Below are 15,952 nucleotides of genomic sequence, written 5' to 3'. Positions count from 1 at the left end.
CCGGTGGATAGGGTCCGGGAGCAATGGCAGGCAGGCGAGCGGAAGCCGAGACGTTTACAGCCCGGATGAAGAAGCGGATCCACCGGGCTCGCATAGGGCTGCGCAAATCCGGGGTCGACTACTTCAGGGGCGACGGCTCGGACTGGGTCGCGCTCGCGGGCCTGCTCGTCACCATCCCGGTGATCACCTTCTTCACCATCGTCAACAACGTGTGGTTCGCGCCCTCCGCGCTCGTCCTGCCCATCGTGGCCGGCGGCCTGCTCCTGCGGCCCTCCAGCCTGCTCGGCCTGTACGCGACGGCCGCCGCCGCGCTCATCGTGGAGTCCGTCCAGCTCGGCCCGTACACACAAGGGCCCTCGCGGGTCACGCCCGGCGTGGTCCTGGTCGTCGCGGCCTGCGGATTCTTCGGGCTGATCATCGCCCAGTTCCGCAGCCGGGTCGGCGTGCCGTGGCGCGGCGGCGGAACGATGCTCTTCGACCTGCGCGAACGCATCCGCGTACAGAGCAAGCTGCCGAAGCTTCCTCGCGGCTGGCACCGGGAGATGGCCCTGCGGCCCGCCGGCGGCCAGTCGTTCTCCGGGGACTTCGTGGTCGCGGCCCGCACGAACGGCGGCCGCACCCTGGAGGTCGTCCTCACGGACGTCTCCGGCAAGGGCATGGACGCGGGCTCCCGCGCCCTGCTCCTGTCGGGAGCCTTCGGCGGACTGCTCGGCTCGCTCCCGCCGCACGCGTTCCTGACCGCGGCCAACGGCTACCTCCTGCGCCAGGACTGGGACGAGGGCTTCGCGACCTCGATCCATCTGGTCCTCGACCTGGAGAGCGGCGACTACGAACTCTTCACGGCGGGCCACCCGCCGGGCCTCCAGCTGAGCGCGGGCAGCGGCCGCTGGGAGCAGAAGGCCGCCGAGGGACCGCTCCTTGGGGTGTACGACGGGGCGCAGTTCGACCCGGTGAAGGGCTCCCTGCGTCCCGGCGACGTCCTGATGCTGTTCACGGACGGACTCGTCGAGACCTCCGAACGCGACATCAGCGAGGGCATCGACCGCCTCACCGGGGAAGCCGACCGCTATGTGGCGGGCGGCTTCCACGGCGCCGCGTGGCATCTGATCGAGGCGGTCGCGAAGGACGTCAACGACGACCGGGCGCTGCTCCTGATCTGCCGGGAGCCGTCAGCGAGCGCCTGACAGCTCGGGCTCCGGCTCCGGTAGGGGATCGCGCCCGCCCGGCAGGATCCGGGCCAGCCACTGCGAGCGTCCCGCCGCCAGCGGTCCGAGCACCGCGAGCAGCAGCACGTACCCGGCGATGAACGGGGAGAGCCGTTCGTCGAGGCCCGCGGTGGCCGCCATGGTCGCCAGGATCAGGGCGAACTCGCCGCGCGCGAGCAGGGTGGTGGAGATGTTCGCCGCGGGGCCCGCCCCGAAGCCGTAGATCCGCGCCGCACCGAGTCCGGCGAGGACGTTCATGAGCAGCGTCACCGCCACGGCGGCGAGCACCGGCCAGAGCACCATGGGCAGGTCGCCCGGGTCGATGGAGAGACCGAAGCCGAAGAAGAAGATCGCCCCGAACGCGTCCCGCAGCGGGTGCACGAGCTTGCGGACGCGCTCGCCGGACGCCGTGCTGCCCACCATCAGACCGACCATGAAGGCGCCGATCGCGTCCGCGACCCCGAACCACTCCGAGACCCCGGCGACGAAGACCGCGGCCCCGAGGAAGGAGATGACGAGCAGCTCGTCGTCCCGGGTGTCCATGAGCCGCCCCACGACCTTCGTGCCGAAGCGCGCCACGAGGGCGAGCAGCAGCAGGAAGCCGAACGCCTTGCCGCCGTCCATGACGGCCGCCGCGAGGCTGTCGGCGCCGGACAGGACGGGTTGCAGCGCCGCGAGGTAGAGCGCCAGGAAGATGTCCTCGACGACGATGATGCCGAGGATCGGCTTGGTCTCCGGGTTGCCGAGCCTGCCGGTGTCGACGAGCACCTTGGTGACGATCGCCGACGACGAGATGCCGAGCACTCCGGCGAGGACCAGAGCCTCGGAGGTGCCCCAGCCGAGGGCGAATCCGAAGCCGAGGCCCGCGCCGACGTTCAGCGCGAGATACGTCCCTCCGGCGAGGGCCATCTTGCGGCCGCCCGTCTTGAGGTCGTCCATGTGGAACTCGAGGCCCAGGTAGAAGAGCAGCAGCACCAGGCCGAGCGCCGAGAGCATCTCCAGGTCGTGGGGGTCGGAGAGCAGGACCACGCCGGGAGTGTGAGGGCCGAGGAGGATCCCGGCCAGGATGAAGAGCGGAATGGTGGGGAGTCCGATGCGGCCGCCCACGCGGGCGAGCACGGCGGCGGCGAGAAAGGCGCCGCCCATGGCTATCAGGGTGTCTGCGTGTCCGATGGGCCCGTTCCTCCTGGTGGTCTGCGACGCACCCACCGCACATGAATGGCAAAGGGAGCGTCAAGAACGCGTCAATAGTTAGCTTACCAAACGATGTGGCGGCGCCCCCGTGGGGCGGATGTGTGGGGCGGACATCCCCTCGCTGCGGGGGATACCCCCACCCCCGATTCGCCGGGGAACCTCATGGTCCACAGAGCCCCCGAATCCGTACGTTCGAGGCATCACCTACGGAAGGCGGAATCGGTCATGGGGCTGCGGCGCAAGAAGCGATCCGAAGCGGGCGAGGGGTCCGGGGGATCCCCCGTGCCGCCGATGCCCCCGATGCCCGGCGAGGCACCCCGCGGCTCCGACCGGGCCGTCGAACTGCGCGGCGTGCGCCGCAGGTACGGCAGGGGCTCCGGCGCCGTGCACGCCCTCAGCGGCATCGACCTCGCCCTGGAGCGCGGCAGCTTCACCGCCGTCATGGGCCCCTCGGGCTCCGGCAAGTCCACCTTCCTGCAGTGCGCGGCCGGACTCGACAGGCCCACCGAGGGCACGGTGCACCTGGGCGGCACGGAGATCACGTCCATGAGCGAGAACAAGCTGACCGCCCTGCGCCGCACCCGCCTCGGCTTCGTCTTCCAGGCGTTCAACCTGCTTCCCTCGCTGACCGTCGAGCAGAACGTCGTCCTGCCGATGCGCCTCGCGGGCCACCGCCCCGACCGCCGCAGGGCCGCCGACCTGCTCCAGCGCGTCGGCCTCGGCGGCGACAAGCACAAGCGCCGCCCCGGCGAGCTCTCCGGTGGGCAGCAGCAGCGCGTCGCGATCGCCCGCGCCCTGGTCACGAACCCGGACGTGATCTTCGCCGATGAGCCGACCGGCGCCCTGGACACCACCACGGCCGCCGAGATCCTCACCCTGCTCCGCTCGGCCGTCGACGGCATGGGCGCCACGGTCGTCATGGTCACCCACGACCCCGCCGCCGCGGCCTACGCGGACCGGGTGCTCTTCCTCGCCGACGGCGCGATCGTGGACCGCCTGGAGAGGGCATCCGCGGCACAGATCGCGGCCCGCATGACGACGCTCACCGCACCGGCGTACGCGACAGCGGCGGCCTAGCCGCACTCGTGCCCCGCCCCTTCACCGACTCCGGAGAACCCTGATGCCCAACGGCCTCGCCCGCGCCGCGATCCGTTTCAAGCCCGCAGCCTTCGTGGGCACGTTCGTCGCCCTGATGATGGCCGCGCTGATCGTGTCCGCCTGCGGCATCCTCCTGGAGACAGGGGTGCGCGCCTCGGTGCCGCCCACCCGGTACGCGGGCGCCCCCGTGGTGGCCGCCGCGTCCCAGACGGCCCACTTCGTCACGGGCAGCGGCGACAGCCGCTCCGAGTCGAACACCCCGCTGCCCGACCGCGCCCGGATCGACGACTCCCTGGTGGCGAAGGCCGGTTCAGTGCCCGGAGCGCGCACCGCCGTCGCGGACGTCACCTTCCCGGTGCAGTCCGGCGGCAAGAGCGTCACCGCGCACGGCTGGGGCTCCACCGCCTTCACCGGCGAGAAGCTGACCGCGGGCCGCGCCCCGCATGCGGGCGAGGTCGTCCTCGCCGCACCCGGCGCGTCCGTCGGCGAGCACACCACGCTGACCACGGCGGACGGACCGCGCGACTTCCGGATCTCCGGCACCGTACGAGGCCAACAGGGCGCGCCCACCGCCTGGTTCACCGACTCCGATGCCGTACGCCTCTCCGGCCACCCGGGCCGCGTCGACGCCATCGCCGTCCTGCCCAAGGACGGCGTCACGGCCGCCGCCCTCACGTCCCAGGTGGCGCACGCCGTCGGCAAGAAGGCCGACGTCCACACCGGTGACGACCGCAGCGAGGCCGAGGGCTCCGAACTCGCCTATGCCCAGGAGATGCTCACCGGTCTCGGCGGCTCCTTCGGCGGGATCGCCGCCCTGGTCGCCATGTTCACCGCCGCCGGCACCGTGGCGCTCTCCGTCGGCCAGCGTGCCCGTGAGTACGCGCTGCTTCGGGCCATCGGCACGACGCCCCGGCAGATCCGCCGCACCATCGCCACGGAGTCCCTGCTCGTCGCGCCCCTCGCGGGAGCGGTCGGCGTGCTGCCCGGAATCGGCCTCGCCCGCTGGTGGTTCGGCCAACTGAAGGACAAGGGTGCGATCCCCGAGGCCCTGGACCTCTCGGTCTCGTTCATCCCGCTCGTCTCGGCCGTCGGCGTCGCCGTGGTCACCGCCCTGGTCTCCGGCTACGCGGCGGCCCGCCGCCCCTCCCGCATCAGGCCGGGCCAGGCGCTGAGCGAATCCTCCGTGGAACGCCTGCGCTTCGGCTGGATCCGTACGCCGCTGGGGATCGCGGCGGCCGTCGGCGGCTGTGTGCTCGCCGGGATCGCCTCCTCCCTGACCGGTGACGACGCGGCCAACGTGGCGCTCGGCATCGTCATGCTGTTCATGCTCGCCGTGGCCCTGCTCGGCCCGCTGGTCGCCCGCGGCTGCGCGGCCCTGTTCGGACTCCCGCTGCGCGGCGCGGGCCCGTCCGCCTCGCTCGCGGCGGCCAACTCCCGTACGAACGCCCGCCGTCTGGCCTCGGCGATCACCCCCATCGTGCTCGCGATGGCGTTCTCATCGACCCTCGTCTTCATGCACACCAGCGAGGAACGGGTGGCGTCCGACCAGCAGCGCGACGGCATCACCGCGGACCACATCGTCTCCGCCTCGGGTGCGGGAGTCACCGCCGACGGGGTGACGAAGGCCGGGCAGGCTCCGGGAGTCACCTCGGCCGTGGGCCTCCTCAAGACCTCCGTCCTGGTGCCGCTGGGCTCGGGCGGCGACCGCTGGCTGGAGTCGGCGTCGACGCAGGGCGTGACGGGCTCGTCCCGTGACCTGGCCAGGGTCCAGGACCTGGGCGTCAGGACGGGCACGATGGCCTCGTTCGGCAAGGGGGAGATCGCCGTCGACGCGAAGCTCGCGGAGTCCGCGCACGTGAAGACCGGCGAGCGCCTCGCCCTGCGCATGCCCGACGGCACGAAGGCGTCTCCCAAGGTGGTGGCCACGTACGACCGGGGTCTTGGCCTCTCCCAGGTCACGCTCCCCGCGGCGGACCTGAAGCAGCACGTGACCTCGTCCTTCTCCTCGGAGATCTGGACGAAGGGCAAGGCCCCGCGAGACCTCAGCGCGCTCGGCGCCCTCCGGGACCGCGACGGCTACGCCACCGCCCAGTCCACGGACCGTGCGGTCAACGCCTGGGCGAACGCGGTGATGGCGGCCGTCCTCGGCGGATTCGCGGCGATCGCCGCGGTCAACACCCTGGTGATGACGGTCCTTGACCGCCGTCGTGAACTCGGCACGCTGCGCCTGATCGGCTCGACCCGGCGCCAGGTGATGGTGATGGTCCGGTGGGAGGCGCTCCTGGTCGCTTGCGCGGGCATCGTGATCGGCTCGGCGATCGCACTGGCCACGCTGGTCCCCATGATGAACGGCCTGACGGGGGAGCCGCCGTACATCCCGCCGCTGCTGTACGGATCGTTCGTGGCGGCGACCCTGGCCCTCGGCCTCGCGGCCACGGCGCTGCCGGCGAGGGCGGCACTGAAGGAGCCGAGGACGTAAGAATGTCCGCATGAACCCCAGCGACACGCTGCCCCTCGCGGAAGTGGAAGCCATCGCCCGCGAGGCGCACGCCACCCAGCGGGACAAGGCGGGCCGCCCCTACACGGAGCATCTGCGGGCCGTGGCGGACGGCGTGCGGTCCCGGGGCGGCTCACCGGAACAGATCGCCGCGGCCTGGCTGCACGACGCGATCGAGGACCACGCCCTGAGCGAGCGGTGGCTGGAGACAGCGGCCCTGACCCCGTACACGAAGGACATCGTCCGGGCCCTGACGAAGCACCCGGGGGAGGAGCCGGAGACGTACGCCCGGCGCATCCTCGCGACCCCCGGTGCCCGCCTGGTCAAGGAGGCGGACCTGGCCCACAACGCGAATCCGGCCCGTCTGGCAGAGCTGGACGGGCCGACCCGCACTCGCCTCACGGCCAAGTACGCCAACATGCGCGCCCTGTTGGGCATCGGGTCACCGGGCTGAACCCCGCCCGGTGACCCGGTGTTGAACCGGCTACGAACATGAACCGGCTACGAAGAGGACTTGGCCCGCTCCCGGGCCAGCGCCGCGGCATCCCGCTTGAACGCCCACTCCATCTTCGGCTCCATGGCGAAGCGGAACATCCGCTGCACCGGAGGCGTACAGAGAAGCGTCACCACAGCCGCGGCCACCAGCGTCACGATCACCTGACCGACCGGCGTGTGCATCCACTCGTAGTTGTCGAACCAGCCCCAGAAACGCGAGCCCTTGGCGAGGAAGCCGTGCAGCAGGTAGCCGTACAGCGTGCCCGCGCCGAGCACCGTGAACCACATCTTCCGGCGCGGAACCCACGCGAAGAAGCACGCGGTCAGGATGGCCGAGCAGCCGAACAGCGCCAGCGTCATCACGACACCGGCCCACCACGGCGCACCCAACTCCTGTGCGCTGTCCCGGCGGTAGAACCAGGCCGACGTCATACGGGGAGCGGCCCAGTACGCGAGGAGCAGCGCGCTCGCGAAGATCGGGATGGAGAGCAGCCGCACCTCACGGCGCCGCACGAGCTGGAAGTGCTCGGGCTTCAAGAAGAGGCCGAGCACGAAGAACGGCAGGAACTGCAGCACGCGCTGCAGATCGAGGTCGTCACCGATGTCCGGCGAGACCGAGGCGAGCACCGCGACACCGAGCGCGAGCGGAATCGGCCAGCGGACCAGTTTCCACAGCGGGGTCGTCAGCCGCCAGACGAAGAGCGCGACCAGGAACCAGGTGAGGTACCAGGGGTCGAGCAGACTGATCGGCTGCGTCGGATCGTTGTCCGCGTAGCGCTTGAAGAGGGTGTACGCCACCTCGAAGATGACGTACGGCACGGCGACGCCGGTCACCAGGCGCTTGAGCCGGTCGGACCGCATGTCGAAGCTGCGTGAGAAGTAGCCGGAGATCAGGATGAACGCCGGCATGTGGAACGTGTAGACGGTCATGTACAGCGCTTCCGCGCTGCGACTCCCGTCGGTCAGCGGCTCCCAGGAGTGCGCCATCGCGACCAGGACGATCGCCAGGTACTTGGCGTTGTCGAAGAACGCGTCGCGCTGCTTTGCGGGTTGACCCGTGGATGCGGGTCTGCCCGTGGGAGCGGAGTGGCCCGTGGGGCCGGAGGGGCTCGTCGAGCCGGGGCGAGCGATGGGGCCGGCCGGGGCGTGGGGAACGGTCGCGGCCATGGTGGACTGGGGGGCGCGGGGGCCTGGAACTCCGTCCGCGGGCACGTGTGCCGGGGGGAGCGGCGCCCGGTGGCGGCCGTGCGGTTGAACCGAGTTCGTCACAGGCCCTCCCACCAAGAGCTCGGTGAGACGATCCTGGACCGCACTGCGCTTGCGGGGATGGTGGCAGCGTGGAACATCTGAGGCACCCTAGCGTCGCTTGTGTGTATTCGTAAAACCCCCAACTCGCCTGTCAGCTCAATCACAGACGGACCAGGGCTATTGAGGTCCGAGTACCCAGAAATCATCGGAGTGGACAGGGGGATTTACCTCCTGTCACGGTCGATTCACCGTCGATACGACAGGATGAATGTCCGGTACGTCACAACTCATCCCCCTTAAACGTTGCATAACGCCCGCAGGCGACTCTGGTGAAATGTCCGATTGATTGGTTCTTTGTGGAACCGATGATGTGCGCCCGGCAACAATTCGAATTTCTGGCGAACGAGTTGTGTGGCGATGGAAACGATCAAGCCGAATTAGTGGCCACGCGCGGGCTTCGAATTGCCGTGCGGGGGTGCGGGGTTCATGTGCCCCAAGGGTGGACGCGCGCGCCGGGTCCACCGCCGGGCGCCGGAGGCCTTGGCCGACGATGTGTCACCTGCCGCATACGGAAGGCGCGTTGGTGGCACGATGGTCCTGGCGGGGGTGTGCGGGGTCGTACCCCCCGGGCCGGGGAGAGACCGACCTAGGGTGTGATCAGTGTGGCCATTTCGCTGTCAGTGGTGTTGCTGTTGGCGATCATCCTCATCGTGCTGATCCGCGGTGGATCGATCAAAGCGGGGCCCGCCATCGTCGCGGTGCTCTTCGGGTTCTTCCTCGCCTCAACCGGAATGGCCCCCTCCATAAACCGCTTCCTCAACCAGGTGGCCGAGACCATCAACTCGATCAGCTTCTGAGCGGCACCCACGGCGGCAGTGCGTACGCGGCTGTGTGCGCACTGCCGTGCAGGTGGGGTCACCCAGAGAGGGCACGGGCGGCGGAACGCGAAAATGCCTCAGGCCCGGTTCCGAGGAACCGGGCCTGAGGCCACAGAGAGCGGGTGACGGGAATCGAACCCGCGTAGCTAGTTTGGAAGACTAGGGCTCTACCATTGAGCTACACCCGCATGGCTCGCGCCGCAGTCCATCCAGGACGCTGCTGGTCAGCGACCGCGGCACGGCAAGCATCGTAGCGGGTCGGACGCCCTCTCCGCACACCCCGTACGTACTCGCGATTAAGCGGGCGCCGCACTGCCTGCGGGCATGTACCCTACGTGTCGCACCGACGGGGTGTGGCGCAGCTTGGTAGCGCGTCCGCTTTGGGAGCGGAAGGCCGTGGGTTCAAATCCCGCCACCCCGACCAGCAAGATCTCCCTCACAAGATCGCATTGTGGGTCGGCTCCCGCTTGCCGTTACTATGCAAGCTGTGTGCCCGTGTGTCTCTGAGCCGGGCTCAATCCCAAGAAGTCAGCCCCAAGGAGACCGAACCGTGAAGAGCGCCGTGGAGACCCTGAACCCGACCCGGGTTCGGCTCACTGTTGAGGTGCCCTTCGAGGAGCTCAAGGAAAGCCTCGACGCGGCCTACAAGAAGATCAACCAGCAGGTCACGGTGAAGGGCTTCCGCAAGGGCAAGATCCCGGCCCGAGTCATCGACCAGCGGTTCGGCCGTGGCGCCGTCCTCGAAGAGGCCGTCAACGACGCGCTCCCGAAGTTCTACACCGAGGCCGTGAACGAGGCCGAGCTCAACGTCCTGGGCCAGCCCGAGGTGGACATCACCGAGCTGAAGGACAACGAGACCCTCAACTTCACCGCTGAGGTCGACATCCGTCCCGCGATCGAGATCCCGGACTACTCGGGCATCGAGGTCGAGGTCGACGCCGTCGAGGTCAGCGACGAAGACGTCGAGAAGGCCGTCGAGGAGCTCCGTGAGCGCTTCGCGTCCACCTCGCCGGTCGAGCGTGCCGCCGAGGATGGCGACGTCGTGACGCTGGACCTGGAGGCCAAGGTCGAGGGCGAGGTCCTGGAGGACGGCGTCGCGTCCGGCGTCTCGTACACGATCGGCTCCGGCGAGCTCCTCGAGGGCATCGACGAGGCCGTGAAGGGCCTGGAGGCCGGTGGCGAGGCCACCTTCACCTCCGAGCTCAAGGGCGGCTCCGCCGCGGGCAAGGAGTCCGAGGTGACCGTCAAGGTCACCCAGGTCGCCGCCCGTGAACTGCCGGAGCTCGACGACGACTTCGCGCAGCTCGCGTCGGAGTTCGACACCCTCGACGAGGTCAAGGCCGACAGCCGCAAGCGCCTCGAGAACATGAAGCAGTACGACCAGGCGACCCAGGCCCAGGAGCGCGTCCTGGAGAAGCTGCTCGAGCTGGTCGAGGTCCCCGTCCCCGAGAAGCTCCTCGCGGACGAGATCGAGACCCGCAAGCACAACCTGGTGAACCACCAGCTCGGCCAGATGGGCCTCGACCTCGCGAAGTACCTGGAGATCCAGGGCAAGACCGAGGAAGAGTTCGACGCCGAGACCAAGGAGCAGGCCGAGAAGGGCATCAAGACGCAGTTCGTCCTCGACGAACTCGTCAACAAGGAGAAGCTGAACGTGAACCAGGAGGAGCTCACCGAGCACCTCATGCGTCGCGCGCAGTCCTCCGGCATGTCCCCCGACCAGTTCGCCCAGGCCGTCGTCGAAGGCGGTCAGGTCCCGATGCTGGTCGGCGAGGTCGCCCGCGGCAAGGCCCTCGCGGTCGTCGTGGAGGCCGCGACGGTCAAGGACACGAACGGCGAGGTCGTGGACCTCGACGACGAGGAGGACGAGACGGCTGCCGCCGAGGGTGAGCAGACCGAGGCGTCCGACTCCGCCGAGGAGAAGACCGAGGCCTGAGCTGCCTCGCTTCACTGAGCGCATGCCGGGCCCCAGGGACACCAGTCCCTGGGGCCCGGTGCTTTAGGGGCGCGGGGAACTGCGCGAGCAACCAGGTACGAGCCGCACCCGCCGTGGGGCACGCCGCGGCAGACGCGCCTGCGGCCCCGGGGCGGGCCGTGCAGTCCCCGCGCCCCTGACGGGGCACCCCGGCGGCCCTGACGAGGCGCCTCGCCAGAACCTGCGCTCACAGCGAACAGTCACCTTTGCGGGATTCCCCGGAGGGGGCTGAGCGTTAGGGTCCATGAATACGAGGGCAGGGGAGTCCCCGAAGCCGCCCCGGAGCGGCGAGCACGCGGGGTCCCTAGCCTCAGAAGAAGACGTGAGACGGCCCGGCGCCGTCGTAAGACGAGCAGGTGGATACGTGACGAATCTGATGCCCTCCGCCGCCGGCGACCCCTCCATCGGTGGTGGCCTCGGCGACCAGGTCTACAACCGGCTGCTCAACGAGCGGATCATCTTCCTCGGCCAGGCCGTGGACGACGACATCGCCAACAAGATCACCGCGCAGCTGCTGCTCCTTGCCGCAGAGCCGGACAAGGACATTTTCCTTTACATCAACAGCCCTGGTGGATCCATCACGGCCGGCATGGCGATCTACGACACCATGCAGTACATCCAGAACGACGTGGTGACGATCGCGATGGGCATGGCGGCCTCGATGGGCCAGTTCCTGCTCAGCGCCGGCACCCCCGGCAAGCGCTTCGCGCTGCCGAACGCCGAGATCCTGATCCACCAGCCCTCCGCGGGACTCGCGGGCTCCGCGTCGGACATCAAGATCCATGCCGAGCGTCTCCTTCTGACCAAGAAGAAGATGGCCGATCTCACCGCGTTCCACACGGGTCAGACCGTCGAGCAGGTCACGCACGACTCGGACCGTGACCGCTGGTTCGACCCGGAAGAGGCCAAGGCGTACGGCCTCATCGACGACATCATGCCCAACGCGGCCAGCATGCCGGGCGGCGGCGGCACCGGAGCCTGAGCCCACCGCTCAGCCCTCCGAAGCCGACACAGCCCACGCTCCTCAGGAGACCTACAGAGATGAAGAACTACCCCGGCAGCGGCCTCTACGAGCGCACCCAGGCCGAGTACAGCGGCGCCTCCGCCGAGTACACCGGCCCCTCCGCCGAATCCCGCTACGTCATCCCGCGCTTCGTCGAGCGCACCTCGCAGGGCGTGCGCGAGTACGACCCGTACGCGAAGCTCTTCGAGGAGCGCGTGATCTTCCTCGGCGTGCAGATCGACGACGCGTCCGCCAACGACGTCATGGCGCAGCTCCTGTGCCTGGAGTCGATGGACCCGGACCGTGACATCTCCATCTACATCAACAGCCCCGGCGGCTCGTTCACGGCCCTCACGGCCATCTACGACACGATCCAGTTCGTGAAGCCGGACGTCTCGACCGTCTGCATGGGCCAGGCCGCCTCGGCCGCCGCCGTGCTCCTCGCGTCGGGTACGCCGGGCAAGCGCATGGCGCTCCCGAACGCCCGTGTACTGATCCACCAGCCCTACAGCGAGACGGGCCGCGGTCAGGTCTCCGACCTGGAGATCGCCGCGAACGAAATCCTCCGGATGCGCGCGCAGCTCGAGGAGATGCTGGCCAAGCACTCCACGACGCCGATCGAGAAGATCCGCGACGACATCGAGCGCGACAAGATCCTCACGGCCGAGGACGCGCTGGCGTACGGCCTGATCGACCAGATCATCTCCACTCGGAAGATGAACAACTCGTCGGTCGTCTGACGCAGGGGCTGTAGCATCTGCCGTTCCCTGGCACGGTTCACGTCAAAGTGAACCGTGCCAAGGGGGGCCCGAACGGGGGGCCGGGCAAGGTACCGTCAGATATGAGGCACCAGGAGTCGCTGAACGTGGCGTCTCCCAGGCGAAGGGGAAGCACCTCGTGGCACGCATCGGTGACGGCGGCGATCTGCTCAAGTGCTCGTTCTGCGGGAAGAGTCAGAAGCAGGTCAAGAAGCTCATCGCAGGTCCCGGTGTGTACATCTGCGATGAGTGCATCGACCTCTGTAACGAGATCATCGAGGAAGAGCTCGCGGAGACGAGCGAGGTGCGCTGGGAGGAACTCCCCAAGCCTCGCGAGATCTACGAGTTCCTCGAGGGGTACGTCGTGGGCCAGGAGCCCGCGAAGAAGGCCCTCTCGGTAGCGGTCTACAACCACTACAAGCGGGTCCAGGCCGGGGAGACCGGCGGCGCACAGGGCCGTGACGACGCGATCGAACTCGCGAAGTCCAACATCCTGCTGCTCGGCCCGACCGGTTCCGGCAAGACGCTGCTCGCGCAGACGCTCGCCCGCATGCTGAACGTCCCGTTCGCCATCGCTGACGCGACGGCGCTCACGGAGGCGGGCTATGTCGGCGAGGACGTCGAGAACATCCTCCTGAAGCTCATCCAGGCCGCTGACTACGACGTCAAGAAGGCCGAGACGGGCATCATCTACATCGACGAGATCGACAAGGTCGCCCGCAAGAGCGAGAACCCTTCGATCACGCGCGATGTCTCGGGAGAAGGCGTCCAGCAGGCCCTGCTCAAGATCCTGGAAGGCACGACGGCTTCGGTGCCCCCGCAGGGCGGCCGCAAGCATCCGCACCAGGAGTTCATCCAGATCGACACGACGAACGTGCTCTTCATCGTGGGCGGCGCCTTCGCCGGCCTCGAGAAGATCATCGAGTCGCGGGCGGGCGCGAAGGGCATCGGCTTCGGCGCCACGATCCACTCCAAGCGCGAGCTGCAGGAGAAGGACCGGTTCGAGGACATCATGCCGGAGGACCTGGTGAAGTTCGGGATGATCCCGGAGTTCATCGGCCGCCTCCCCGTGATCACCTCGGTCCACAACCTGGACCGCGAGGCCCTGCTCCAGATCCTGGTGGAGCCGCGCAACGCACTCGTGAAGCAGTACCAGCGCCTGTTCGAACTCGACGGCGTGGAGCTGGACTTCGAGCGCGAGGCGCTCGAGGCCATCGCCGACCAGGCGATCCTGCGCCAGACCGGCGCGCGCGGCCTGCGCGCCATCATGGAGGAGGTCCTCCAGTCGGTGATGTACGAGGTCCCGTCCCGCAAGGACGTGGCCCGCGTGGTCATCACGGCGGACGTCGTCCACTCGAACGTGAACCCGACCCTGGTGCCGCGTGACGCGCGGGGCCCGGGGACGGGCGAGATGAAGTCCGCGTAGCTTCCAGGACTACGTGACGTACGCGAAAGGGGCGCCCGGCGATTCGATCGCCGGGCGCCCCTCTCATGTGGTGCTGTACCGCGCTGCCGTCAGAGCTTGACGCGGACTTCCTTGCGGAACTTGGCGGTCTTCTCCGCGGCCTCGTCGAGGTCGGCGCTCTTGCCGCCCATCGCGTTCGCCACGTCTGTGGTGATCACGATGCCGAGCGTGCTGTTGTCACCCCAGATGCAGGTGGCCATCGACATCTCGCTCGGGCCCTGGCTGCTGCCGGCCGACGTCGACGAGCCGAAGTCGAGCTTCATCTCCTGGCACTTGAGCACCGCGCCGTCGAGCCCGGCGGGGCTGTACGACTTGGGGCTGCCGACCAGCGTCATCTTCTCGCCGCTGCTGGTGCTGCTGGCGCCTTCCTGGGCGTTCTTCTCCGCCTCGCCGAACATCGCGTCCACGACCTTCTCCGGGTCCGCTATGTCGCCGTAGACGCCGTTGAACTGCAGGATCTTCTGCGACAGCGGGTTGTCCTTGGACCCCGACTGGTACTGGCCCGCTACGTCCTTGGCGTTCTTCACGCCGTGCTTCTCGGCTTCCCTGACGTCGCTGGAGCTCATGCCGCTCTCGGTGGCGCCGTCCTCGCCCTTCTTGTAGTCGGTGAGGACCGTCTCCGGCGTGATCAGCTTGTGCGGCCCGTCGTCCTGGACCCCGGAGCCGCCGCCCGCCACCGACGAGGAACCGCCCTTCTTGCCGCTGCCGCCCTTGTCGTCACCGCCCGCGAGGACGAAGTAGCCACCCACGGCGACCGCGACGACCGCGACCACGGCGGCGACGATGACGCCGGTCTTCTTGCCGCCGCCCTGCGGAGGCGGCGGCGGGACCTGCCCGTAGGGAGCCTGCGGCTGCTGCCCGTACGGGGCCTGCTGCTGGCCGTAAGGACCCGGCTGCTGCGGCGGCACGCCCTGCGGCGGGTAGCCGTAGCCGGGCTGGGGTGCCTGCGGCGGCTGACCGTAGGGGCCGGGCTGCTGAGGCTGCTGGCCGTAGGGGCCCGGCTGCTGGGGCTGCTGGCCGCCGTACGGACCGGGCTGGTTGTAGCTCATGTGCGGGTTCCCCCTGAGTGCGCTTATGTGATCCCGACATCCTGACGGAAGCAGCCCCGGCCGAAGCGACCGGGGCTGCTGTGCGCGACGTCGCGCCCGTCAGGGCGTCAGGCCTTGACGCGGACTTCCTTGCGGAGCTTCGTCGCCGTGTCCGCGGCGTCCCCGAGCGAGGCGCCCTTGCCGGTCATGGCGGACGCCATGTCGACCGGGATCACGATGCCGAGCGTGCTGTTGTCGCCCCAGATGCAGACGGGCATGCGGATGGACTTCGGCCCGGAGCCGCCGCCCTTGACCTCCGTCTCCTGGCACTTGAGGACCGCGCCGTCCGCGTCGAAGCTCTTCGGGCTGCCGATGAGCTTGCCGGTGGAGGTGGAGGCGTCCTCCTTCTCGGACTCCGTCTTCATCTTGTCGAACATCCCGTCGACCACCTTGGACGGGTTGTCGATCTCGCCGTAGACGCCCATGAACTTGATCATCTTCTGCGCCAGCGGGTTGCTCTTGTCGCCCGACTGGTACTCGGCGTCGACGGGCGTGCCGTTCTTGACGCCGTCCTTCTCGGCCCGCTTCATGTCGTCGTCGTTGAAGCCGTCACCGGTCGACGCCTGCTTCTTGTACTCGGAGAGCACCGTCTCGGGCGTGACCAGCTTGTGCGCCCCGTCGTCCGACACCGCCGCGTTGCCCGCCGACGAGGAGCTGTCGTCCTTGCCCGCCGTGAACCACCACACACCGCCGCCGATCGCGACGAGTGCCACGACCGCGCCGATGATGAGGCCGGTCTTCTTGCCGCTGCCGCCCCCCGCGGGCGGAGGCGGCGGGACCTGCCCGTACGGGCCGCCCTGCTGGTTCATGTCGTACGGACCCGGCTGCTGCGGCTGGCTGTAGCCGCCCTGCTGCGGAGGGACGCCCTGCGGCGGCTGCTGGGGGTAGCCGTATCCGGGCTGCGGTGCCTGCGGCTGCTGGCCGTAGGGGCCAGGCTGACCCGGCTGCTGCCCGTACGGACCGGGCTGCTGGGGCTGCTGCCCGCCGTACGGGCCAGGCTGGTTGTAGCTCATCGCGTGGGTTCCCCTCCGAACGCTTATGTGATGCC

General features: G+C 69.1%; 13 protein-coding genes and 2 tRNA genes. 10 read left to right on the top strand and 5 right to left on the bottom strand.

Annotation, left to right across the window (positions count from 1 at the left end):
- Positions 1–23: 23 nt before the first annotated feature.
- On the top strand, positions 24–1,184 hold the full coding sequence (locus AB0E78_RS04940) for a PP2C family protein-serine/threonine phosphatase (protein ID WP_361828312.1): 1,161 nt from the start codon (positions 24–26) through the stop codon (positions 1,182–1,184).
- Here AB0E78_RS04940 and AB0E78_RS04935 read toward each other — a convergent pair.
- The gene (locus AB0E78_RS04935; protein WP_361828309.1) at positions 1,170–2,351 is read right to left on the bottom strand and encodes a cation:proton antiporter; all 1,182 of its coding nucleotides are present in this window, start codon (positions 2,349–2,351) and stop codon (positions 1,170–1,172) included. The two genes, AB0E78_RS04940 and AB0E78_RS04935, sit on opposite strands and share 15 nt — an antisense overlap.
- 273 nt (positions 2,352–2,624) lie before the next feature.
- Between AB0E78_RS04935 and AB0E78_RS04930 the strand changes: the two genes are divergently transcribed.
- From AB0E78_RS04930 to AB0E78_RS04920, 3 genes are read left to right on the top strand one after another with little or no spacing between them, the layout of a single operon-like run.
- On the top strand, positions 2,625–3,476 hold the full coding sequence (locus AB0E78_RS04930) for an ABC transporter ATP-binding protein (RefSeq protein WP_361828307.1): 852 nt from the start codon (positions 2,625–2,627) through the stop codon (positions 3,474–3,476).
- A 43-nt stretch (positions 3,477–3,519) separates the two neighbouring features.
- Positions 3,520–5,976 (top strand): FtsX-like permease family protein, encoded by a 2,457-nt coding sequence (locus AB0E78_RS04925; protein ID WP_361828305.1) that lies wholly within the window; start codon positions 3,520–3,522, stop codon positions 5,974–5,976.
- Between the two features lie 10 nt (positions 5,977–5,986).
- Complete coding sequence (locus AB0E78_RS04920) at positions 5,987–6,448, top strand: HD domain-containing protein (RefSeq protein WP_361828302.1); 462 nt, start codon at positions 5,987–5,989, stop codon at positions 6,446–6,448.
- Between the two features lie 47 nt (positions 6,449–6,495).
- On the opposite strand, the gene AB0E78_RS04915 is transcribed toward AB0E78_RS04920, so the two are convergent.
- Entirely contained in the window at positions 6,496–7,758 is a 1,263-nt protein-coding gene (locus AB0E78_RS04915) for an acyltransferase family protein (RefSeq protein ID WP_361828299.1), read from the bottom strand.
- A 641-nt stretch (positions 7,759–8,399) separates the two neighbouring features.
- Between AB0E78_RS04915 and AB0E78_RS04910 the strand changes: the two genes are divergently transcribed.
- A complete protein-coding gene (locus AB0E78_RS04910) occupies positions 8,400–8,594 on the top strand; it encodes a hypothetical protein (protein ID WP_361828297.1) in 195 nt (64 codons plus the stop codon).
- Positions 8,595–8,732: 138 nt separating this feature from the next.
- Here AB0E78_RS04910 and AB0E78_RS04905 read toward each other — a convergent pair.
- A tRNA-Gly gene (locus tag AB0E78_RS04905) sits at positions 8,733–8,803 on the bottom strand.
- Between the two features lie 159 nt (positions 8,804–8,962).
- On the opposite strand from AB0E78_RS04905, the gene AB0E78_RS04900 reads away from it, so the two are divergent.
- The 5 genes from AB0E78_RS04900 to clpX all read left to right on the top strand — a co-directional run bounded on the left by AB0E78_RS04900 (position 8,963) and on the right by clpX (position 13,777).
- Positions 8,963–9,039, top strand: a tRNA-Pro gene (locus AB0E78_RS04900).
- Positions 9,040–9,165: 126 nt separating this feature from the next.
- Positions 9,166–10,551 (top strand): trigger factor, encoded by a 1,386-nt coding sequence (tig, locus tag AB0E78_RS04895; protein WP_361828294.1) that lies wholly within the window; start codon positions 9,166–9,168, stop codon positions 10,549–10,551.
- A 415-nt stretch (positions 10,552–10,966) separates the two neighbouring features.
- Entirely contained in the window at positions 10,967–11,572 is a 606-nt protein-coding gene (locus AB0E78_RS04890) for an ATP-dependent Clp protease proteolytic subunit (RefSeq protein WP_361828568.1), read from the top strand.
- A 59-nt stretch (positions 11,573–11,631) separates the two neighbouring features.
- Positions 11,632–12,333 carry an ATP-dependent Clp protease proteolytic subunit gene (locus tag AB0E78_RS04885; RefSeq protein WP_361828291.1) on the top strand — a complete coding sequence of 234 codons (702 nt, stop codon included), beginning with the start codon at positions 11,632–11,634 and terminating at the stop codon, positions 12,331–12,333.
- A 157-nt stretch (positions 12,334–12,490) separates the two neighbouring features.
- Positions 12,491–13,777 (top strand): ATP-dependent Clp protease ATP-binding subunit ClpX, encoded by a 1,287-nt coding sequence (gene clpX / locus AB0E78_RS04880; protein WP_361828289.1) that lies wholly within the window; start codon positions 12,491–12,493, stop codon positions 13,775–13,777.
- An 89-nt stretch (positions 13,778–13,866) separates the two neighbouring features.
- Here the strand turns inward: clpX and AB0E78_RS04875 are convergent, their stop codons facing one another.
- Positions 13,867–14,865 carry a hypothetical protein gene (locus AB0E78_RS04875; protein ID WP_361828286.1) on the bottom strand — a complete coding sequence of 333 codons (999 nt, stop codon included), beginning with the start codon at positions 14,863–14,865 and terminating at the stop codon, positions 13,867–13,869.
- A 107-nt stretch (positions 14,866–14,972) separates the two neighbouring features.
- Positions 14,973–15,917 (bottom strand): hypothetical protein, encoded by a 945-nt coding sequence (locus AB0E78_RS04870; RefSeq protein ID WP_361828283.1) that lies wholly within the window; start codon positions 15,915–15,917, stop codon positions 14,973–14,975.
- Between the last annotated feature and the right edge of the window lie 35 nt (positions 15,918–15,952).

The sequence above is a fragment of the Streptomyces sp. NPDC032198 genome, from assembly GCF_040636975.1.
In the GTDB taxonomy this organism is placed as follows: Bacteria; Actinomycetota; Actinomycetes; order Streptomycetales; family Streptomycetaceae; genus Streptomyces.
This window is presented reverse-complemented; position numbering and strand designations above follow the sequence as displayed.

What these genes read in the sequence shown, in the direction of transcription:
- AB0E78_RS04940 (WP_361828312.1), top strand. Translation starts at nt 24, where the DNA reads ATGGCAGGCAGGCGAGCGGAAGCCGAGACGTTTACAGCCCGGATGAAG.
- AB0E78_RS04935 (WP_361828309.1), bottom strand. Translation starts at nt 2,351, where the DNA reads ATGGGCGGCGCCTTTCTCGCCGCCGCCGTGCTCGCCCGCGTGGGCGGC.
- AB0E78_RS04930 (WP_361828307.1), top strand. Translation starts at nt 2,625, where the DNA reads ATGGGGCTGCGGCGCAAGAAGCGATCCGAAGCGGGCGAGGGGTCCGGG.
- AB0E78_RS04890 (WP_361828568.1), top strand. Translation starts at nt 10,967, where the DNA reads ATGCCCTCCGCCGCCGGCGACCCCTCCATCGGTGGTGGCCTCGGCGAC.
- AB0E78_RS04875 (WP_361828286.1), bottom strand. Translation starts at nt 14,865, where the DNA reads ATGAGCTACAACCAGCCCGGTCCGTACGGCGGCCAGCAGCCCCAGCAG.
- AB0E78_RS04885 (WP_361828291.1), top strand. Translation starts at nt 11,632, where the DNA reads ATGAAGAACTACCCCGGCAGCGGCCTCTACGAGCGCACCCAGGCCGAG.
- AB0E78_RS04920 (WP_361828302.1), top strand. Translation starts at nt 5,987, where the DNA reads ATGAACCCCAGCGACACGCTGCCCCTCGCGGAAGTGGAAGCCATCGCC.
- AB0E78_RS04870 (WP_361828283.1), bottom strand. Translation starts at nt 15,917, where the DNA reads ATGAGCTACAACCAGCCTGGCCCGTACGGCGGGCAGCAGCCCCAGCAG.
- AB0E78_RS04925 (WP_361828305.1), top strand. Translation starts at nt 3,520, where the DNA reads ATGCCCAACGGCCTCGCCCGCGCCGCGATCCGTTTCAAGCCCGCAGCC.